Genomic DNA, 21,237 nt, shown 5'->3' on the forward strand with positions numbered 1-21,237 from the left:
GCCCCGCCGGCGCATAACGGGGGCCTAAACAGAAAGCAATCCTGATGGACCCCACCCCCGGCGTGACTCCACGTGTGAGCGTATGCCTGGCCGCCTACAACGGCGCCACCCACATCGAAGAACAGATCAAGTCCATCATCTCGGAGTTGGATACCCACGACGAACTGATTGTGGTGGACGACAAATCGACCGACCACACCGCGGACATCGTGCGTGGCATCCAGGATGACCGCATCCGAATCATCCAGGCGGCCGTCAATGCGGGGTATGTCCGTACCTTCGAAAGGGCGCTAGGCGAAGCCCGCGGGGAGTTCGTGTTCCTCTCCGATCAGGACGACGTTTGGATCCCAGGCCGCGTTGAGGCCATGATCTCTGCCATGGATGGCAAAGACATGGTCGCGAGCAACTGCGAGCACTTCGACGGCCCACTTGGAACATTCCACGAAATCCGCCTCCGGGCTGAGCACTCCGAACATTCCGTGCGCAACCTCATCGGAATCGTCGTCGGATACCGCCTGCACTGGGGGTGCGCAATGGCTGTCCGCAACAAGATTCTCAACCAGATCCTGCCTTTCCCGCAGCACATGGCGGAGTCACATGACCAATGGATCGCCATGGTCGGCAACGTTAACCGTTCCATCACCTACCTCGAAGCAGACACTATTCGTCACCGCCTGCACGGTGAGAATCTCACGCCGCGGGGAATCCGCTCGGCGTCGAAAATCGTCCGCGCGCGTGTGGCTTTTGTTCGAAATGTCCTCGAAGCGGTCCGGCGCGCACGCCTGGCAGCAAGGGCAGCATGACGGGCAGCGAATCGTCGGACAAGGTCCGGCAAAACTCGGAGGTCTGCGCTGTTGTCTCCGCGTTCAATCCCGGTCCGGAAAACGTCGAGAATATCAAGTGGCTATTCCGCTTTGTGAGCAGGGTTGTCATCGTCGACGACGGCTCTCCTCGTGACGTCACCGACACGATGTCCGCTTTCGAGCAACTGGGGGCAGTCGTCGTCCGCCTGAACACAAACTCCGGTATCGCGAAGGCCCTCAACACCGGGATCCAGGAAGCACGCAAACGCTGGAATCCCGAGTGGATCGTCACGATGGACCAGGATTCCCGCTTCTCCGGGGATTACATCACCGCCGCCTTGGCGACCGCCCATGCTTCTGATCACCCTGACACTCTGGGCATGGTCTGCGCCGAGTCCCACAATCACGCACCGCTTCCTACGCTGGGAGGCACGCGTGAGCCGGAAGTCTTCGACCCCATGACGAGCGGCAGCATGATCCGTTCTGAAGTCTTCGATGCCGTGGGCTACTTCGATGAAGACTTCTTTATCGATTGCGTAGACACTGAATTCAACGCCCGGCTTCGCGACCACGGCTTCCGTTCGCTTTCCGGTCGCGGCTGCGACCTCGAGCACAGCCTAGGTAATGCCAGGCCCATGAAAATCTTTGGCTGGCGGGTCCGCATAGGGCAGAAGAAGCTGAACGTTTATTACCACCCTCCGTTCCGTGTCTACTACATCACCCGGAATTCCTTGGTAATGGCCCGTAGGTTCGTCGGAAAACAGCCGGCATGGGTGCTTCGTCGCTTGTACATGGAGGTACAAAGCCATATCGTCCGCTTCGTATACGGTCCCAACAGGCGAAAGCACCTCATCGCGGCCATGGCGGGAGCCAAAGATGCCTGGACCGGCCGCATGGGTAAGATCGATGACGCCCTTGCCTCCCGTTTGCGCTAAAACCGCGCCAGATCAGCTATCGAAGATCGAGAGAATACCGTGAGCAACGCACGCAAGATATTTGTCCTCTACCACCGCGGTTTGCGCACCGGAGGCCCCGAAGCACTGCATCAGCTGGTGTCAACACTCCGGGAGTTGGGGCAGGACGCCTATCTCGTGCCCCACTACACCACCGCAGCTACACCCCGCGTCGCCCAGTACTCCATCTATGACGCGCCGGAAGCCGACACGATCGAAGACACTGCGGGCAACATCGTAGTGGTGCCCGAGACGTTCATCGAAGACGTGTTCGCGTACAAACACGCCAAGAAAATGATTTGGTGGCTGAGCATAGACAATGCGCTGACTTTCATGGGCGAACGCCTCTGGCAGCGGACCACCGGCGGCCTGCCGACAAAGATCCGCGAAACGTGGGTGCCGTTCCTGCGCATGCTGAAGCACGGGGACACCCCCTTTCAAATGCGGCAGCGGCGTGACATCGTGCATCTAGTGCAGTCCTCATATGCGTGGTCATTTATTGCCAGCCGGCTGAACACCGTCCCTTCACTGCTTTCTGATTTCACTCCCCACGATGAATTCGGCCCAGCAAATGAAGCAAAACGCAACCCGCGGCTGGTGACCTATAACCCGGCTAAGGGCGCCCACATCATCGACGCCGTCAGGAAGGTTTGCGATCCTGGAATTGAATGGTTGCCGATTCAGGGCATGACGCGCTCAGAAGTCGTCAGCACCCTGCAGACATGCGGTGTCTATCTGGATCTCGGGCATCACCCCGGGAAAGACAGAATGCCCCGCGAAGCCGCACTGTCTGGAGCTTTGGCAGTTGTCGCGCGACGCGGCTCGGGAGCATACTTCGCTGACGTCCCGATTCCGTGGGAGCACAAAATCATGCCGGACGACAACGAAGTTTCGGCTACTGCCGCCGCGCTTCCCCGGCTGATGGACAACCTCTCGGAGGAGATCCGCAAGCAGGATGCCTACCGTTCTGCGATAAAGGCCGAACGGGAGCGCTTCCGGAAGGAAGTGACCGACATTTTCATCGATAACCGACTCGGCAAGGACGCATATGACTACATGTAGTATGCAGCGCGCCCACCCCGGAGTTTTCCCAGCATGATCAAGAGGATTGCCGCGTTTGCGGGATTACCGCTCCTATCTTCGCTGGCATCCTTCATCCTGCTTCCGATAGTTGCAAGGGTCGGCGGGGCGCCGGTATGGACTTCACTTGCGCTCGGCCAAGCCATTGGGGCCATCGCCGCGATCGTCGTCGGTCTTGGATGGTCCCTCACCGGGCCAGCAGCCGTCGCATCCTCTGCGGATGAGACTGTCCGGCGCCGTCATTACGCCGTGAGTTTTGCAACACGTTCACTGATGTTCCTCGGTACTATCCCCCTCATGTTTGTTGCCTTGGGCCTCGCCGGGGATCCTGCCAACTTCTGGCTGGCCTTCCTCATGGCCTGCGCTCAGGCGGCTTCCGGCCTAACGCCCGCCTGGTACTGCATCGCGACCGGCCACCCCGGCAGGATCGCCAAGTACGACGTCATACCCCGAATGGTCGCAACTTTGGGTGTAATCCCCATTCTCTTGACCACCGGACAGACAATCATCTACCCAGCAGCTTTGTTGCTGTTGGGTCTTGCCGGGACGTTGCTCTTCAATGCGCATCATGCACACAAAGACGATTTCCAGGACCTTTCCTTCGGCCGGATTATCCGCGAGATTTGGGCTCTTCGTGCTGGCGCAGGCATCACTCTGGCGGCTGGATCCTATGCTTCAACGCCTATCATCATCGTCCAGTTCATGGCTGCCTCCGGCGGGCTGGCAGCGTTTGTCTCGGCAGAAAAGCTATACCGAATCGGGCTGCTGGCCACGGCAGCGCTTGGAAACAGCCTGCAGGGCTGGGTCAGTGACTTTGCAGGCGACCATGCCCGCCGCCGGAAATACTCGCTGGTTGCCCTGTCCGGACTTGGACTGGTGGGCTGGCTGTTGCTCGCTGTTGCCGGTCCTTGGGCAACGGCGCTGCTTTTCAGTGAGGCGCTGGCCGCAGACTTCTGGACCTGCTTCTGGTTCGGGCTGTCATTTCTCTTGGTCTGTGTAACCAGTTCGACTGGTGCGCATTGGCTGGTCCCTGCAAAACGCATGCGGACGGTCCTGACCAGCACTATTGCCGGTGCCGTCGTGGGCGTCCCTGCCATGATCGTTCTGGCCGACTTGATGGGCGGCCCAGGCGGCGCCCTCGGACTCGCCCTTGGTGAAATCGTTGTCACCGCTATCCAGATGCTGGTCGTCCTGCGCCTACTCAAGGACCCCGACACAAACACCGCGTCGAAGCAGGCGGCTTCATGACGTGGCTCGGCTTCCTGCCGGTGGTCCTGGTGGCCGTCCTGTTGATCTATCTACCGGGCGCGGCCATTGGGGCGTGCCTTAAGTTCAGGTTGGGTGCTGTGATCGGCATGGCGCCGCTGCACTCGACGGCGGCTGCTGGACTCGCCGGAGTCATCGGCGGCACGTTGGGAGTCCCGTGGAACATTGTGCCGTACCTTGTCCTGTGCGCCATATTGGGCGGACTTTCGCTCCTCCTGACACGCGGTATCGCCTGGCCGGTGGCCAAGGTTTCATGGCGGAGCTGGCTGGCATTCCTTGCCGTGATGATAGCGCTGGCTCTCATTGCCTGGCGATTCATGCAGCTGGTCGGTTCCCCCGGAAACCCGGCCCAAGTGTTCGACAACGTATTCCACCTCAACGCAGTCCGCTTCATCCTCGATACCGGCGACGCATCGTCGTTGACGCTGGCGTCCGTCCAAGGTGTCTCAGGTCTGGACGCTGTATATCCGGCGGCTTGGCATTCCATGGCCGCCCTCCTTGTACAGTTGACGGGCATTGACATCCCGACTGCACAGAACGCCTTGAACTTGGTTATCGCTGCAGTGATCTGGCCCGGCTCTTGCCTGTTTCTGGTGGCTACCACCATTTCCCGCCGACCGGCAGCCCTGATTCTGACTTCAATTATGGCCACCGCCCAAGTGGCGTTCCCCTATCTAATGATTGTCTGGGGCCCGCTGTTTCCCTACGCGTTGGCTGTGAGCATGTTGCCTGCCGCGATGACCGCCGTCATGGCTCTATGCGGACGGTCAAGGAGCAGATCGGCGTCCGGGATTACGTGGGCTGCCTCGCTCGTTCTCGCTATAGGAGGACTGGCGTTTTCCCACACAAGTTCCATCAATTCTCTTCTCGCCATATCCACTCCTATATTGCTGTTCCTGTGGTGGCAACGGGCCAAGAGCCTGACCCCTTGGCGGACCCCGAAGCTCCGCCAGGGCCTATTCGCCTTAACGACGATCTTCGTGCTCGGCTTGGCCGTCATTTCCTGGCTGAAACTCCGTCCGGCCCCGTACGATAACTGGGGACCCACGGTGAAGCCAGGAGCGGCCATAGGAGAAGTTCTAACCGTTAGCCCGATGCAGCTGGCGATTCCCGCCGTCGTCGTATCAGTTCTTTCCATCAGCGGCCTCTACGTTGTGCTCCGATACCGCAACTACCTGTGGCTGGCCGCTTGCTACGGTGTAGTTTCTGGACTTTACATCGTTGCCGCAGCGGCCCCCACCGGTGCCATTCGGGACGCTATCGTTGGCACGTGGTACCAAGACACTTATCGGCTGGCGGCCCTTCTGCCATTGTTTGCAACCCCATTGGCGGTACTTGGCGGGTTGCACCTTTGGGATCTGTGGCGGGGGTCCCCGGCGGCCACCCGGTTGACATCTGGGCTTGAGAAACGCTTTTCCATACTCCGCGAACGAGGCACTTCCGTCGTGGCGGCCGCAGCCGTCGTCGTGGTCACATTGTTCGCTACATTTGTGGGACCCACCTCGCACTACATTTCCGGTGCTTCCACGGTTTATCGGTTCGATGCGCAGTCGGACATGCTGACTCCGGATGAGCGCGCCCTGCTGGGCCGGGTCGCTGATCACGTTCCGCCTGAATCCGTTATTGCCGACAACCCTTGGAACGGGAGTTCGCTGGCTTATGCCTATGCCGGACGTCGCGTGCTGACGCCCCACCTTTTCGCCGGCAAAGACCCTGTCCGTGAGCTCATCGACCAACGGCTGAAGTTGGAACCCGCTGATCCTGTGGTGTGCGATGCGCTTCGTCGCACGCGAGTGGGGTTCATTCTGGACTTCGGCAGCAACTACATGATTGATCTGGAAGGATCCAACGACTTCCCTGGCGTTACTGATATTGGAAACGTTGCCGGCTTTGAATTGGTGGATTCCGAGGGACCCAACGCGAAGCTATATCGGATTACCTCGTGCACGTAATGGGGTCGGGCGGGTCGCCGTTGCGTGCTTATGTCAGCCGTTGTGGCACAGTACCACTAGGCTGGAGTGGTGATTTCTGTTTCTAGGCGAACTGTCAGGCTCTGCGTTGCAGCCACGATGGCGGGGATGCTCTCCCTGTCAGCGTGCTCACAAACTCCTGCAGGCATGGTGCAAGGTGCCCTCACCGGAATCGGTGGCCAGTCTGCCCAAGGTGCCGTCAGCGCCTGGAGCGTCTCGTGGAGCAGCCAGGTCAAGGGCGCATCTGTCAGCTATTCTCCCGACGGCGCCGGCGCAGGTCTGAAGGCTTTCAGGGACGGCCAGGCTCATTTCACTGCGAGCAGCAGCTCTTTATCCGATGCCGAATCAGCGGCGGTTTCCGGGCTCTGCACGTCGGCGGGTGCACTTTCCATTGCAGCCGGTGTCCTGCCGGTCGGAGTTGCCATCAAAGTCGACGGAATCAACGACCTTGTGCTGGATGCTCCGACGCTTGCAGCGATTCTGCGTGGAGACATAGACCGCTGGAACGATCCGCAGATCGCTGGATTGAACGCCGAACAGTCCCTGCCAGACCTGGAGATCAAAGTCATCGCCGAAGAGGGCCCGTCGGAAACAACGCGCGCCGTGAACACGTATCTAACTAAGTCACCCGGTGCGTCGTGGACTCCGCCCCAGCCTGACCGCTGGCCAACGGGGGTGAAGGGACTCACCGGTTCGCAGCCGCGGGAGCTTGCAAACAAGCTGGACGACACTGAAGGCGGCCTGGCGATACTCGATGGAAGCATCATCGGTAACCGGTTCGTCGCCACTCAGCTGATGTTTGATGGGCAGGCACGGAAGATGGACGCAGCGTCAGTGGTAAATGCAGTCGCGGCAGGCAAGGTAACGACGACGCCGCGGTCAGTTACCCAGACCCTGGAAGACACCGCCGGCTATGGACTGGCGACCGTGATCTACGTCAGTGTTTGCCGGCAATATGTGGAGGAGCCCCTCAACCGCCTCACGCGGTCCTTTGGCGAGGCACTGCTCGGCGAAAAGGCGCAAAAGGATGCCAATTCCTATTCCTTTGTTATGTCACCGAGCAAAAAAGCCATCACTGAGGGCCTCGCGCTCGTACGCACAGTTGGAGACGCGCGATGAGCACCAGCAGGGTGCCTGCAAAGGGCCATTCAATTCCGAGACCCTTACGGACATTCGCCGTTCTGACCGGACTTTTCGCCGTACTCTTAGGCTTGTGGTCCGCTGCCACGCCGCTGATGGGCTTCCCCGATGAGCCCGCGCACACCATCAAGGCCGCCGCGGTTGTGCGGGGCCAGGTTCTGGTTGAGGAAGGAACTTCCTTTGGCCACGGCGTCCACGTCAAGGTTCCCGACTACATCGCAAACCTGCACGGTCAAGGGTGCTACAAATTTGATCGCGGGCAGGCGGCAGACTGTGCTCCGCTGGTCTACGCGGACGACACGTACACGAACATCGGTGTTACCTCGGCCGCGTCCTACAACCCTATGTACTACTGGCTGGTGGGACTCCCCACCCTGGTCATGTCCGGTGCCCCCGCAATCTATGCAATGAGGCTCATCAGCGCCTTGTTTTGCGCCGTTTTCTTCGCTGCGGGATTCACGGCCCTGACTGAGCTGCGACGGCCCCAGTTTGCCGTGCTTCTGGCTGCGCTCGCCACAACGCCCATGGTCCTGTTCCTCGGTGGAGGAATCAACCCCAATTCAATGGAGATTGCCGCCACCATGGCTGCCTTCTCGGGGTTTGTAGTGGTCTTGGACAATTGGCGCAATACCAAACTCGTGATTCCCGCACTGGCAACAGTTGCCGCGTCCACGGTAGTTCTAGCCAATGCACGCCAGATTTCCCTGGTCTGGCTCTTGTGCGCACTTGTGGCAGGGGTCTGCTCGTTCAAGTTCCGTCGCACCATGCAAGTGTTCCGCGACAAGCGCGTCCTCATCGCTGTTGCCCTTACCGTACCGGGAACGCTGCTGGGACTCCTCTGGACCTGGATCGCTTCCAATGGCCCGGCAAATGTGGGCGTGGCTCCCGACGGCATAGCCAGTCCGCACCCAGATGCCCCGCTCTACCGGGGATTCATGATCATGCTAGACCGCACATACGACTTCTTCCCCCAGTACATCGGAGTCATGGGCTGGCTGGATACGCCCGTCCCGGAACTCGTGACGCTAGTTTGGAGCGCCCTGATGGTCGTGGCTCTCGTTGCTCCGTTCTGTATCCGGCCCCTGCGGACCTGGACGGGATACTGGGTATCCCTGGCCATGCTGTATATCGTCCCGGCGATTCTTCAAACTGTCTTGTGGCGCTCAATGGGATTCATCTGGCAGGGTCGATACACTCTCCCTTTGGTGGTTGTCCTTTTCATCACGGTTGGGCTCGGACTACGACGGCTGCGTTTCGCAGACAAGGGCATGGCCGTCAAAGCAGCGAGGGTCATCTTCTGGCTCGTCGGTGCATGCCACGCGCTGGCATTCGTGTATGTCCTTCGACGCTACGTTGTAGGAATCAGCGAACTGGCGAACTGGCAGACTCTGTTCTCATCCCCCCACTGGCAGCCTCCGCTCGGCTGGTTAGTGTTGGCTGTCCTCTACCTGTGTGCGACGGCCGCCGGAATGGAGATCTTGTTCCGCTACCTTTACCGCGGGCAGAGCCTGTTTAAACGGTTCACCGCAAAGCGATCCCTTCGAGGAGGCCCACGCGACAGGACTGCCTCGCAAACCCATGATTCGCCGGCTGGCTCCGACGTTAGCGCAAGCATCAAATAGGCAGCCGTGCTGCGGCGGTGCCGCATGGCAACAGCGACTGAACTGCGAACGTCACCTCCCCGTGACTCACATGGATAGGGGCCAGGGTCGCAATCGATTGATTGATACAGAGGCAGCAGTGGCTACATCGTTGTCCGGAGCTGAGCACCATTAGTCTGGCAGAACGTGTGCCAGCTGGTGACGATTTGTCTTGGTGCGGGGCCGCCCATATTCCTCACCACGATGCACGACCGAAGTGTCCAATGAGGCAGTGCATTCGGCTACTCGGAGGTATTCGCTGAATCAACGCAAGCTCTTGTGTCTGAGCGTTCGCCAGTCTTGAAAATCCAGTGGCGATACAGAAGGTAATTCCAGACTGTCGTCAGGACTGTAGCTGTCACTTTCCCAGCTACGTAGGACCAGCCTTGTGAGTCAAAACCTGTGACAATCAAATCGCTGACGACGATGTTGAAGAAAACGAGGAGCAGGTACTTGGCAGCGCTTACCCCTCGGTGATTAGTCGCGCGGAATGTGAACAAGCGCTGGAGGAGGAAGTTAAAGACCAAGCTAGTTACAAAGGCTATGGGCGTAGCGATCCAAAGATCGACGCCGACACCTCCGTGCAAGATCGCCAAGATGCCGAGGTCCAAAGCGAAGGACAGACCGCCAACAATAAGAAACCTGACAACGGGACTCTCCGCGAGAATTCTTAACGGGCGCCTTAGCCTTGTCGGCAACCTTTCCTCAAGCTTGTTTCGCCATAGAGTTCGTGCGATCGGACTGCGCATGTGAGTGGTGTCTCCCGGGTAGAACGGAGCATACAAACCTGCCACGGCTGACCTCCACGTATTGTTAAAGCTACCATGCAGATATTCACGTCCCGCGGGCCGATGACCACCCGACGTATCCGTTCCACTCCCGGCACACCGCCGTCCCCCGTCATAGTTCTCTTCCTTTCATGGCTTTTGCTCGGGGCCACGGGCAGCATATGGTCCTTTGCATCACCGCTCATGTCTGCCCCTGACGAAACGGCACACGTGATCAAGGCGGCCGCAGTTGCCCGGGGTCAATTTGCCGGTAACAGCTCGGGAGTCCAGGGCGAGGCGCTGACGGTGCAAGTCCCCAAATACATCGCCGAGCTCAGCAACTACAACTGCTTCGCAACGCGCTCCAACGAGACCCCGGCCTGCTCCCCGCCCATTGGTACAGAGAGCAATCCCGTCCCAGCCGATACGTCTGCGGGCAACTACAACCCCGTCTACTACGTGATTGTTGGCCTGGGCAGCCTCGGGTTGACTGGCGAGCCAGCACTCTACGCCATGCGGCTAATCAGTTCCTGGCTGGCGGCGTTTTTCCTTGCCGCAATTTTCTATGCGGCCGCATCGATGCGCCGAAGCCCATACATACTGGTTGCTTCGACCGTCGCAGTCACGCCTGCAGTTCTGTTCCTCACCGGTTCAGTCAATCCGAATGCCCTGGAAATAGGCACGGCGGGAGCCTTCTACATGGGTCTTTGCCTCATGCTCGAACAGCGGGCACGACCTCAGCCTAACCTGTTGGCCGCAGTTATTGTGACAGCTTCGGGTGTTCTTCTCTCCAACACAAGACCGCTCTCCTTCTTGTGGATCGCAGTAGCACTTGCGGCCGCCCTTCTCGGAAATAATCTGTCCTCAATACGCAAAGTGCTTACAACAAGGTCTTTCCAGCTCTCGGCGTTCTTTGTTGGTCTGTCCTGCATCTTCGCTTTGTGGTGGAGCATCACTGCACGGAGTCTGGACAGTCTCTTCGCTGGGACATTGCCAGTTCCTGCCGACGAGGCGGCACTGCTTATGCTGGACCGGACGTTCGAGTCTATGAGGGAGTATGTCGGCGTACTCGGTTCATTGGATACCGAGCCCCCTACGGCAGTTGTCTACACTTGGGTCATCGCATTTGGCTCGTTGCTGTTACTCGCCTTCAGTGCCCGCCCCAAACGTCTCCGTTGGCCGGTTGCACTGCTTGCCCTCGCAGTTTTAGTCATCCCGCCCGCGCTCCAGGCTGCTTCCAGCGAGAGGCTGGGCTTGATCTGGCAGGGCCGTTACGCGCTGGCACTGGTTGTGATGCTGATGCTGGCCGCAGGCGTTGCAGTACGCTTCCGACCGTTCAGGGTAACCCCCTGGGCAGCCTCCATCATCCGTTGGAGCATTGTTCTCGGCGTCGCGGCTCACACCTACCTCATGCTGGAGGGCTTCCGCCGGTACACGGTTGGCATACATGGAGACCACGTCAATTGGAGCGAAATGTTCGACCCCGAGTGGCAGCCGCCATTCTCGTGGCAAGGTCTAACGGTCGCTTATATTGTGATCCTCTCCGTTGCTGGCGTTTGTCTCTACCGTTTGCTGACAACTCGCCAGACCCCAGCTCTCAGCGGCCGGACTACTTCCGAGCGTTAAGACGCGCGGCGTCCCCACAACAGTGGGGACGCCGCCTTCATACGACCTGCCTAGACTTAGCGATCCAGGCCGAAGGTCTTCCGCCAGGCTTGCATAGAAACCAGCTCCGGAAGCGCCGAGCGGTACGCCTCCGCGAGTGAATCCCACGTCTTGTACAAGCGTGCGTGTTGGCTCCCCGCCCGGGCGAGCATAGTCCGCATTTTCCGTGGGTCGCGTTTGTACCAGGAGGCTGCGGTGCCCTCGGCGTTGGACACCACCACGGAATCGTAGTGAGCCAGACGGAACCAGCGATTGTCCACATGGGCAAGATGATTTTGTGGCCTGGTCAGAGCCTCCGCAGATGGCCTGCTGACCAGCTGGCGCGCCACGGTCGTCAGGCCCCATTTGACCATGTCTTTCTTAGCGGGCATTCCCACTTGGGACATAGTGGAGGGTCCCCCGCCCAGTGAGGGTGCCGGGAAGTCGTCAAGATCCTCCCGCATCTCAGCATCCGAGTATTCGGACCGCATCCGCATGATCTCGGGCAATTTTGTAGCCAGTGACGGATGGAGATGCCCAGGCCCCTCGAACAAGTCCGCCATCGCCTTGAGACGGCTTTCTTCGGTGAAGTACTGCATGGAGACCAGATGCTTTATGTCGGATTGGAGTGACTCACGGATAACCGCGCCACCTTTGGCGTACGGGCTGTGCAAGAGTGCCGTGATCAGCCGGTTACGACTATGGAAATATGCTTGCCAACCGACCAGATCATCCTTGTCAATCCACGAAATATGCCACAGCGCAGCCCCCGGCAGGGAAACCGTTCGAATGCCTGCTGCCCTGGCGCGGAGGCCATATTCTGAATCGTCCCATTTGAGAAACAGCGGAAGTGGCAGCCCTATCTTCTTGATGACCGATGTCGGGATCAGGCACATCCACCACCCGTTGTAGTCAACATCGAAACGGCGGTGCATCCAAGGTGTCTGACGAAGGTTAGACACACTGAAATCGTGTCGCATCTGCATTTCCTGGTGCGGCTGATCAGGCGAAATGCTGCGAGCGTCTATAATCTCGCCCATCGAATACAACGTGCTTCGGCTGTAGAGGTCGAACATGTGCCCGCCGACAATGGTCGGGGACTTGCAATGGCCTGCAAATGTCATCAGTCGTGCGATGCTCTCAGGCTCCAGGACAACGTCATCGTCCAGCAGCAGGACGTAGTCACTGCCGTTCTGGACGGCCTCGTACATCCCTCGTGCGAATCCGCCAGAACCGCCCAAATTAGCCTGATCGATGATGCGCAACTTCTCGCCGATCCTACTGGCCAATTCTTCGAAACCCGGTTGATCAGCGACCTTATTCGTTCCTTGGTCGACGATCAGTACCTCACGCGCCAGATCCAGAGTTTCGGGATGATCCGCAAGGATCCGGGCATTTGCAAGGCAAAAGTCCGGTTTGTTCATCGTCGTAACCTGAATTGTCAAGCTCTGGGCGGGTCCGGCTGTTGCCGGCCCCTCCCACCGCGCGCGGTCCAAGACCAGATCCTGTTGACTTGAGGCCAGGTCAAACCAATACCAGCCGCCATCCCCGAATGGCTTCAGCGACAGCAGGAACTCGGTAGAAGATTCCCCTTCGACCCGGGCTCCGTCGACACGCTGAATAGTCCCCCGAGCATTGGACTTATAGACGGCGATGGTGCCATGGCCATGGGTCTCAACCACAAGCCGCACCTCACGGACCTCGGTCCACCGCCGCCAATAGCCTGCTGGAAAGGCATTAAAGTACGTGCCCAACGAGAGCTGCTCCCCCGAGCGCACCCTGATTGAGTGCCGGGACATAACGTCGTCAAAGTGCACCTCGCGTGGGCTTGAGCCGACGAGATGGAGTTTATCTTCCGTGCGCTTCGGGTTGCGGGCGAACTCATCGCTCTCATTTATGCGCACGCCTGCCGCCGGGCCGGCGTCGGCATAGAGCGACAAGGTGTCTACGCCTGACTCCGGGGGGAATATGACCCTTTGGAGCGTCGCCCAGCCCGGCGCTTCACTCACGCGTCTACGCCTCCGCTTTCAAGCTTCGCTCCGCCTTCAAAATGCGGCCGGATCTGGTTATCAAACATGGTTAGGGCCGAGCCGATGGCCATGTGCATGTCGAGGTACTTGTAGGTGCCCAGTCGTCCGCCGAAGAGGACGTCCTTCTCCGCAGCAGCGAGGTCACGGTACTTCAGCAGCCGTTCCCGGTCCGCGGCGGTGTTGATCGGGTAGTAAGGCTCGTCGCCCTTTTCGGCGGCACGCGAGAATTCGCGCATGATGACGGTCTTTTCCGTCTGGTAGTCGCGCTCGGGGTGGAAGTGGCGGGGCTCAATGATCCGCGTGTAGGCCACCTCGGCGTCGTTGTAGTTCACCACCGACGTTCCCTGGAAATCGCCGACGTCGAGCACTTCCTTTTCGAAATCGATCGTGCGCCACGAGAGGTCGCCCTCTGCGAAGTCGAAGTAACGGTCCACCGGACCCGTGTAGATCACCGGGATGTTGCCGACGACCTTGTCCTTGCTGTATTCGTGCGACTCGTCGAAGAAGTCGGTGTTGAGCCGAACTTCGATGTTCGGGTGTTCCGCCATCTTTTCGATCCAGGCCGTGTAGCCGTTCGTCGGGAGGCCCTCGTACTTGTCGTTGAAGTACCGGTTGTCGTAGTTGTAGCGCACCGGGAGGCGGGAGATGATGCCCGCGGGCAGGTCCTTGGGATCGGTCTGCCACTGCTTGCCGGTGTAGTGCTTGATGAACGCCTCATAGAGCGGCCGTCCGATGAGCTGGATGCCCTTGTCGTTCAGGTTCTGCGGATCGGTCCCGGCGAGTTCGCCAGCCTGTTCCTGGATCAGGGCCTGCGCCTGGCCAGGTGTCAGGTTGGCGCGGAAGAACTGGTTGATAGTGGCCAGGTTGATGGGCAGGGAATAGACCTCGCCCTTGTGCACGCCATAGACCTTGTGGACGTAGTTCGTGAAGGTGGTGAACCGGTTCACGTACTCCCATACACGCTCGTTGGAGGTGTGGAACAGGTGGGCGCCGTAGCGGTGCACCTCGATCCCGGTCTGCTCTTCCTTTTCGCTGTACGCGTTCCCACCGATGTGGTGGCGGCGGTCGAGGACGACCACCTTCAAGCCGAGCTCAGTGGCGGCCTGTTCTGCGATTGTCAGGCCGAAAAAGCCAGACCCTACGATGACGAGGTCAGCGGTCACAAAATCTCCTGGTTCGAATGCGGGCAGCGCAATGTTGCGCATTGTCTGCTGCACCAGCCTACCCGAGACCCCCTCGTGACCTACTAATCCGGCAGCTCAGCCCTTATCCACATACGGCACCTCGCCCCACGACACCGTCCCGCGTGATGGCTAGCTTAGAGACAAGCTGACCGTTAGGACTCGCACATCATGCCGCTGCACTGCACGCTCGTTCGGAGCCCGGGCGCAGCTCTCCAGGAACCACCCGTGGAGCTGACCATCGAGGGTCCACACGGGGCTGCCGGTGCGGAACTGCAGGCCGCGCTGACGGCAAGATTCGGGACCGGGATGGTGTCTATCGACAGCCAGCACGTGGCTGACCTCACGCTCGGAAAGCCTCCGCTTGTCAACGGAGCCACGCTCGTCGACGGGGCGGACCTCACAGCGCGCAGGTCGCGGCAGCGCACCTCTGAGGCTCCGGCGTCACTGGCGTTGGCGGTCCACAGCGGTGCCGGCGCGGGGACCGTTGTGCCGCTGCGGCGGGGCACCTACACCATAGGCCGCAGCAATGCCGATATCCTCATCCCAGACGCCGACCTTTCGCGCGCCCACTCACGTCTGGTGGTCACCGAGACAGCCATCACGATCAATGACCTGGACAGCGCCAACGGCACCGATGTGGACGGCGAGCGCGTGCGGAACGCCGTGATTTCGACCGGCTCCAGCATTCGTTGCGGCAACTCCACCATGTCGTTGGTGTTCCTCGAGCGTTCCGGTGACGGACTGGCCGACGCCGGGGTGGATGTCCACGAGCCGTTGGTTATCAGCCGGCGCGACGATCCCACGAACCGCGCGGCACTTCTTCTGACGGCTGTGCTGCCGGTGGTCATCGGCGTGGGCCTTGCCGTCATGACCGGGATGTGGATGTTCCTGGCCTTCACGGCCGTCTCCGCGATGTCCATCCTGGTGCCGGTGATCGGCGGGCGCCGGCAACGCCGCGAACTCGCTGCCGCGGTCCGGGCCGCGGTCACCCAGGACCAGGAACGACGACGGCGGGCCGCGCCGCCGCTCTCGGACCTGACCATCGGGGATACAACAGGGAGGGACCGTGCCGGGTCGGTTTCCAAGGAGGCCATCTGGCTGCGGCTGGGCCAGGCCATCCAGCCGACCAACCTCCGGTTCGAGCCCACGGATCCGGGCCGCGCAATTCCTTCGGCCGGTACACTGCCACTCACGCTCAGTCCGGCCAGACCCCTCACCACCATCCGCGGGCCACGCGCCGCCGTCGACGGGCTGGTGCGCTCACTCCTGATGCAGCTTGCCGGTTATCCGCAGGGCCGGAACACCCGGGTGGTCGTCCATGGCAAGGCGGAGCATCTCCCCCTCGCCGCACGGTATCTGGACGGTGTCATGCTTTCCAGTAACTCCAGGACCATCGGAGCCTTGCTCGAACGCGGCTTCGAGCCTGCCCATGGACACGGACTGCTCCTTCTTATGGACGGCACGGAGCTCTCGGCCAAGATCACCGCCACGGCATTGGAATACGGTTGGCAGGTCATCCATGCCCCCGAAGACGGGTCAGCGCTGACGAATGCTGACGTGGAACTCGGTGAACGCTTGTCTGTGTTCAATGACGGTGATGACAGCATCCGATTCGCTCCTGATCTGGCGCCCGTTGACGTCTTCAACAGGTTTTGCCGTCGACTGGCGCGGGAGGCAAACCAGCCCGTCGGTGCGGGACGGTCCATCCCCACGTCCTGCCGGCTCGCAGAGCTGCTCCCCCAGTCCACGCCCGAAACATCCAGGCGGTGGTCAGCAAGCAACAGCTTGCCCGGGCTTGCCGTTCCCATCGGGCGCGGTCTCGACGGTGTCCGGACACTCGATCTCCAAAACGACGGACCCCACCTGCTGGTCGCCGGGACCACTGGCTCAGGAAAATCCGAGCTCCTGCGCAGCATCACAGTTGCTCTCGCCCTCAGCTACGCGCCGGACCGCATCAACTTCCTCTTTGTGGATTTCAAGGGCGGCTCCGGACTCGGACCCCTGACCGGGCTCCCGCACTGTGTGGGTATGCTCACCGACCTGAGCAGCCATGAGCTCGAACGTGCCCTGCAGTCCCTCCGCGCCGAAATCAAATTCCGGGAACAGAGCCTTGCGGCAGTTCAGGCACCGGACTTGACGTCATTCCGGGCAACGTCGGCGGGCCGCGCGTCGCCGCTCCCCCATCTCGTAATTGTCATAGATGAATTCCGGATGCTGGTGGAGGATGCCCCCGAATCGCTCCGGGAATTGATGAGGATCGCCGCCATCGGCCGTTCCCTGGGCATCCACCTGATCATGGCCACACAACGGCCCCAGGGCGCGCTGACGGCAGACATCCGCGCCAACGTCACCACCAGCATCGCGTTGCGCGTCCAGTCGGAGATGGAATCCGTGGACATCATCAATTCGAAAGCCGCGGCCGGGATCAGCGTCGATACTCCGGGCCGGGCTTACCTGGCCCGCGGAACGGAGGCCCCGCTGGAGTTCCAGGCCGGATCCCTGACAGCCGGAGCCATCCGATCCGAACCCGCCGGCATCTCGGTATGGTTGGCCTCCGAGTACATCAATGCCCCTGCAGTGCTGGGGGGTTCCGGATCCACCGGCCATGAACCGACGCCTGCCGAGGCAACCGCCCCGTTGATAGCTTCCATGTCAGCGTTGTGGGAGACCATGAACCGTCCGGCCATCCGGAAGCCGATTGCTGCACCGCTCCCCTGTCTCCTCCCCGAACCTGCAGGCTCGACTACCCCCGGGAGCGTTGAAGGTGACGCTGACGACGATGGCGCCAATGACAGGAGCAAGGCCGACGCCGGTGCCACCAACTGGTCCGTAACGCTCGGCCGGATGGACCTGCCCGCCGAACAGCGAACCGCACCCTTGATCTGGGAACCTGCCGGCCACGGACACCTTGCCCTTGTTGGCGGACCGGAATCAGGAGTGCCTGAGGCCATCCGGCTGGCAGTCCTCGGCTTGGCATCCCACGCCCGGGAATCCCACTTGTATGTGCTGGACCCGGACAGTTCGTTCGTGGGGTTGGCTTCCCACTGCCGGGTGGGCGCCACGGCAGGACTGCACGAGCTTCGCCGTGCCGTACGCATCCTGGAGCGTCTGGCACGGGAGCAGTCGCTCCGGCTGGGACGTCCCGCCGCTGACGACGACATACCGCTCGTGCTCGTGATCGCTGGCTGGGGATCCTGGCTCTCGGCCTTACGTGCCGGGCCGTTGGCGTGGGCCGAGGACGTTCTCCATGACCTTGTCCGGGATGGAAACCGGGCCGGTATCACGGTGATCATCTCGGGACAGCGGGAACTGGTCACTTCCAGGTTCTTCGCAGCCGTACCCAACCGGGTGTACTTCCCGACCGGATCCAGCGACGACAGCCGGATTGCCTGGCCTAAACTGCCTCCGACAGCGCCCGCGGTGGGAAGGGGCGTCGCTGTGGGCGCACTGTCGGGTGGAAGCACTACAGTCTGCCAGTTCTACACGGCTGCCGGCGCTGAGGCCGCAGATCCGCGGGTAGCCCAAGCACCGGAGCCCTCCCTGCGGCGCCGACCATTCCGGGTGGAGTCCCTGCCGGCCGTGGTTCCCGCGGCCCAGATCCTGAACCGGGCGGCCCCGCAGATCCCGGCTGAACTGAAAGGCAGGATCCCACTGGGGCGGCGCGTCCTCCGCATCGGCGTGGGCGGCGACGAACTTGAACCGATATCCGTCCGGGCGCCTGCGGGTGGAGTGCTGGCCGTGCTGGGCGGCCCTTCGTCTGGCAAGTCGTCTTTTCTTCGGCTCCTGCCAAAGGTTAACCCTCAAGCAGGACCGTGGCTTATGCCGGAGCAGGACACCGACGCGGGTGCCTATTGGTCCGGGATCCTGCGCCAAGCCACCACGGGCGGTCTGGAACGGAACTCGGTGGCATTGGTCGACGATGCTGACCTGTTGCTGCAGGACGTCAGCCGTGACCTTGCCGACCTCAACACGCTTGGAATCACGGTGGTTATGACTGCGGGATACAGTCCGATACTCGCCCAGCGGGTTCCACTGGCGCTCCAGGCACGCAACCTGGGCTGCGGCATCCTGATCGCGCCCCGGACCTTTATGGACGGCGACCTCTTAGGGGTCCGCTTCGAGGCGGAACCCAACCCGCCACCGGGACGGAGCGTTCTCATCCAGAACGGCCGCGCCACCGCCGTCCAGCTGGGCTGGGTACCGCCGGATCAGCTGAAGGACGGATTGGCCGCCTAAAGTGCCGGCGATGCCTAGAACGCCGGAGGCGAATCGCCTGTCCGGGATGCGTAGCTGATGACGCGTTTGTCGAACAGGAGCACTATGGCCGCAAGCGCCGGCACTACCATGGCGATCCCCGCCCAAATAACGCCGCCGGTAAGGGTCGGGACGCCGATAGTAAGGACAAACAGCTGGGCGACCAGCGCCGCTGCCCGCGTCCACCGGCGGCCACGGAACAGGAAGTGCCCCACCGAATAGAGCCAGGCGGCGAAAGCAAGCAACAGGCCCAGAGTAAATACGGCTCCCCAAAAAGACAGGACCGGTGCACCGGTCAGGAGTTCGTAGCCGTACCAGGTGGCGGCAACCAATAGCGCGGTGGCCTCGGCGGCAACAACAAGAGCTATTGCCACAATGCCGCGCGGGCGCGTGGATGGCGACGGATCTGCAGGGTTCGTGGGGGGTCTTGACACACTGGCACCTTACCGGAGATAGTCGGACAGTGGCGGGGGTCGGCAATGCCCGTGTGATGTATCGCTCAGGTATCCGGGGATTTCAGGCTGTATTACCCCTTGTTTACACAGCGTTAACATGACAGGCTTGACTGAGATGACCAAGGGGGCCCCTGAGGGCCCTTTTCCTTTGTAGCTACTAGTGAATTATTTCACAAAGAGCTTTTCCCAGAATTGGAGCAACTGATCAGCATGGATTGGCGTAACCGCGCGGCGTGCCTCGACAAGGACCCGGAACTGTTTTTCCCCGTAGGAAACACAGGGCCTGCCCTCCTCCAGATTGAGGAAGCCAAAAGCGTCTGCCGCCGCTGCCCCGTCGTTGACACGTGCCTCCAGTGGGCTCTCGAGTCCGGCCAGGACGCCGGCGTCTGGGGCGGCATGAGCGAAGACGAACGCCGCGCCCTTAAGCGCCGCGCCGCACGCGCCCGCCGCGCCTCCTAGGCCCGGTCCTTAACGCCCTAGCACCAACAGCCTCACACAACGATGGCCGCAACCCTTTCGGGTTGCGGCCATCGGCGGTTAAGTCAGAGACGGTTAAGTCACGCGCAAGGTCCCCGGGCTACCTGGCCGCCAGGCTCAGGCGGATCTGGACAGCCGTTCCGCCGCCGTCGCGCGGGTGCCACGCGATGGTGCCGCCCAGCTCACTGGTGACCAGCGTGCGGACAATCTGCAGCCCCAGCCCCTCGACGTGCGGCGTATCCGGCAGTCCCACACCGTCGTCGGCAATGGTGACGGTCAGCAGTTCCTCGCCGTCTTCCTCTTCGGAACGGTCCGCGATGAGCCACACGGTGCCGGTCCGCCCTTCGAGCCCGTGCTCGACGGCGTTGGTCACCAGTTCATTGATGACCAGTGCCAGCGGGGTGGCGAAGTCGCTGGGCAGTTCCCCAAACAGTCCGGACCGCTCGGTCTTGACCTGCTGCGATGGCGAGGCGACCTCTGCGGAAAGCCTGAACTGGCGGCCGATCAGCTCGTCGAAGTCAACGCTCTGCGCCAATCCCTGTGAAAGAGTCTCGTGGACCAGCGCGATGGTGGCCACGCGGCGCATCGCCTGCTCCAGGCCCTGCTTGGCCTCGTCGCTGACCATCCGGCGGGACTGCATACGCAGCAGGGCTGCAACGGTCTGCAGGTTGTTTTTCACCCTGTGGTGGATCTCGCGGATGGTCGCATCCTTGGTAACGAGTTCCATCTCCCGGCGCCGCAGTTCGGACACGTCCCGGCACAGCACCAACGCACCAAAGCGCTGCTGCTCATCCCGCAGCGGGATGGCCCGCAGCGACAGGCTCACACCACGGGATTCAATCTCACTACGCCATGGCATCCGCCCCGTCACCACCAGCGGCAGCGTCTCGTCAACCAGCCGCCGGTCCTTCAGCAGGCCGGCGGTCACCTCCGCCAGGGAACGGCCTTCCAGCGACTCGCCGTCGCCCAGCCGCCGGAAAGCCGACACCCCGTTAGGGCTTGCGTACTGCACAATTCCTTCGGCATCGAGCCTGATCAGGCCGTCCCCCACACGAGGCGCGCCGCGGCGCGAACCGGTGGGCGAGGCAAAGTCAGGCCACAGCCCCAGCGTTCCCATCCGGAGAAGATCGTAGGCGCACTGCCGGTACGTCAACTCCAGGCGGGACGGCATCCGGGAACTGGACAGGTCCATGTGGGTGGTCACCACAGCCAGGGTCCGGCCGTTGCGCACCATCGGCACAGCCTCCACCCGCAACGCCATGTCCGTGCTCCAGTTGGTCTCACTCGACCGCTCGATGGCGCGGCTGCTCCAGGCCTTGTCCACCAGCGGCTGCAGGTCCTGCCGGATGGGCTCGCCCACAAAGTCGCCGTGGAACACGGTGTGCGTGGTGGACGGCCTGACGTGCGCCAGCGCCACATAGCCGTGATCCGGGTGCGGGAACCATAACGCCAAGTCGGCGAACGCCAGGTCAGCGACCATCTGCCAGTCGCCCACCAGGAGGTGCAGCCATTCGGCATCGCCCGGCCCGAAATCAGCGTGTTCCCTGATGGGGTCCGTAAAGATTGCCACTGCA

General features: G+C 61.3%; 15 protein-coding genes. 10 read left to right on the forward strand and 5 right to left on the reverse strand.

The window, feature by feature from the left end; translation table 11 throughout:
• The first annotated feature begins 44 nt into the window (after positions 1 to 44).
• From NIBR502772_RS16605 to NIBR502772_RS16635, 7 genes are all read left to right on the forward strand, one after another.
• On the forward strand, positions 45 to 803 hold the full coding sequence (locus tag NIBR502772_RS16605) for a glycosyltransferase (RefSeq protein WP_058931952.1): 759 nt from the start codon (positions 45 to 47) through the stop codon (positions 801 to 803).
• Positions 800 to 1,738 (forward strand): glycosyltransferase, encoded by a 939-nt coding sequence (locus NIBR502772_RS16610; protein ID WP_141141015.1) that lies wholly within the window; start codon positions 800 to 802, stop codon positions 1,736 to 1,738. Before NIBR502772_RS16605 ends, NIBR502772_RS16610 begins: the two co-directional genes overlap by 4 nt.
• Before the next feature lie 39 nt (positions 1,739 to 1,777).
• A complete protein-coding gene (locus tag NIBR502772_RS16615; protein WP_058931950.1) occupies positions 1,778 to 2,818 on the forward strand; it encodes a hypothetical protein in 1,041 nt (346 codons plus the stop codon).
• A gap of 504 nt (positions 2,819 to 3,322) precedes the next feature.
• Positions 3,323 to 4,084: a hypothetical protein gene (locus tag NIBR502772_RS16620; protein WP_141141016.1), complete on the forward strand. Its 762-nt coding sequence runs from the start codon at positions 3,323 to 3,325 to the stop codon at positions 4,082 to 4,084.
• Positions 4,081 to 6,054 carry a DUF6541 family protein gene (locus tag NIBR502772_RS16625; RefSeq protein WP_371706691.1) on the forward strand — a complete coding sequence of 658 codons (1,974 nt, stop codon included), beginning with the start codon at positions 4,081 to 4,083 and terminating at the stop codon, positions 6,052 to 6,054. Before NIBR502772_RS16620 ends, NIBR502772_RS16625 begins: the two co-directional genes overlap by 4 nt.
• A gap of 66 nt (positions 6,055 to 6,120) precedes the next feature.
• Positions 6,121 to 7,191 (forward strand): substrate-binding domain-containing protein, encoded by a 1,071-nt coding sequence (locus NIBR502772_RS16630; protein ID WP_141141018.1) that lies wholly within the window; start codon positions 6,121 to 6,123, stop codon positions 7,189 to 7,191.
• A gap of 92 nt (positions 7,192 to 7,283) precedes the next feature.
• A complete protein-coding gene (locus tag NIBR502772_RS16635) occupies positions 7,284 to 8,834 on the forward strand; it encodes a DUF2142 domain-containing protein (RefSeq protein WP_168223560.1) in 1,551 nt (516 codons plus the stop codon).
• A 260-nt stretch (positions 8,835 to 9,094) separates the two neighbouring features.
• Here NIBR502772_RS16635 and NIBR502772_RS16640 read toward each other — a convergent pair whose 3' ends face one another.
• Positions 9,095 to 9,601, reverse strand: a complete 507-nt coding sequence (locus NIBR502772_RS16640; protein ID WP_141142118.1) for a GtrA family protein — start codon at positions 9,599 to 9,601, stop codon at positions 9,095 to 9,097.
• A 249-nt stretch (positions 9,602 to 9,850) separates the two neighbouring features.
• On the opposite strand from NIBR502772_RS16640, the gene NIBR502772_RS16645 reads away from it, so the two are divergent.
• On the forward strand, positions 9,851 to 11,245 hold the full coding sequence (locus NIBR502772_RS16645; protein WP_246848560.1) for a DUF2142 domain-containing protein: 1,395 nt from the start codon (positions 9,851 to 9,853) through the stop codon (positions 11,243 to 11,245).
• A 56-nt stretch (positions 11,246 to 11,301) separates the two neighbouring features.
• Here NIBR502772_RS16645 and NIBR502772_RS16650 read toward each other — a convergent pair whose 3' ends face one another.
• Together NIBR502772_RS16650 and glf are read right to left on the reverse strand one after the other, a co-directional pair.
• Positions 11,302 to 13,203, reverse strand: a complete 1,902-nt coding sequence (locus NIBR502772_RS16650) for a glycosyltransferase (RefSeq protein ID WP_246848561.1) — start codon at positions 13,201 to 13,203, stop codon at positions 11,302 to 11,304.
• Positions 13,204 to 13,268: 65 nt separating this feature from the next.
• Positions 13,269 to 14,456, reverse strand: coding sequence for a UDP-galactopyranose mutase (gene glf / locus NIBR502772_RS16655; RefSeq protein ID WP_141141022.1), 1,188 nt, complete (start codon positions 14,454 to 14,456; stop codon positions 13,269 to 13,271).
• Between the two features lie 246 nt (positions 14,457 to 14,702).
• On the opposite strand from glf, the gene NIBR502772_RS16660 reads away from it, so the two are divergent.
• Complete coding sequence (locus NIBR502772_RS16660) at positions 14,703 to 18,713, forward strand: FtsK/SpoIIIE domain-containing protein (RefSeq protein ID WP_246848562.1); 4,011 nt, start codon at positions 14,703 to 14,705, stop codon at positions 18,711 to 18,713.
• A gap of 14 nt (positions 18,714 to 18,727) precedes the next feature.
• Here the strand turns inward: NIBR502772_RS16660 and NIBR502772_RS16665 are convergent, their stop codons facing one another.
• Positions 18,728 to 19,165: a hypothetical protein gene (locus NIBR502772_RS16665; RefSeq protein WP_371706692.1), complete on the reverse strand. Its 438-nt coding sequence runs from the start codon at positions 19,163 to 19,165 to the stop codon at positions 18,728 to 18,730.
• A gap of 231 nt (positions 19,166 to 19,396) precedes the next feature.
• On the opposite strand from NIBR502772_RS16665, the gene NIBR502772_RS16670 reads away from it, so the two are divergent.
• Positions 19,397 to 19,645 (forward strand): WhiB family transcriptional regulator, encoded by a 249-nt coding sequence (locus tag NIBR502772_RS16670; RefSeq protein WP_003804966.1) that lies wholly within the window; start codon positions 19,397 to 19,399, stop codon positions 19,643 to 19,645.
• Positions 19,646 to 19,763: 118 nt separating this feature from the next.
• Here NIBR502772_RS16670 and NIBR502772_RS16675 read toward each other — a convergent pair whose 3' ends face one another.
• Positions 19,764 to 21,233 carry a sensor histidine kinase gene (locus NIBR502772_RS16675; RefSeq protein WP_056343739.1) on the reverse strand — a complete coding sequence of 490 codons (1,470 nt, stop codon included), beginning with the start codon at positions 21,231 to 21,233 and terminating at the stop codon, positions 19,764 to 19,766.
• Positions 21,234 to 21,237: the final 4 nt, after the last annotated feature.

Source organism: Pseudarthrobacter sp. NIBRBAC000502772, from assembly GCF_006517235.1.
Taxonomy (GTDB): domain Bacteria; phylum Actinomycetota; class Actinomycetes; order Actinomycetales; family Micrococcaceae; genus Arthrobacter.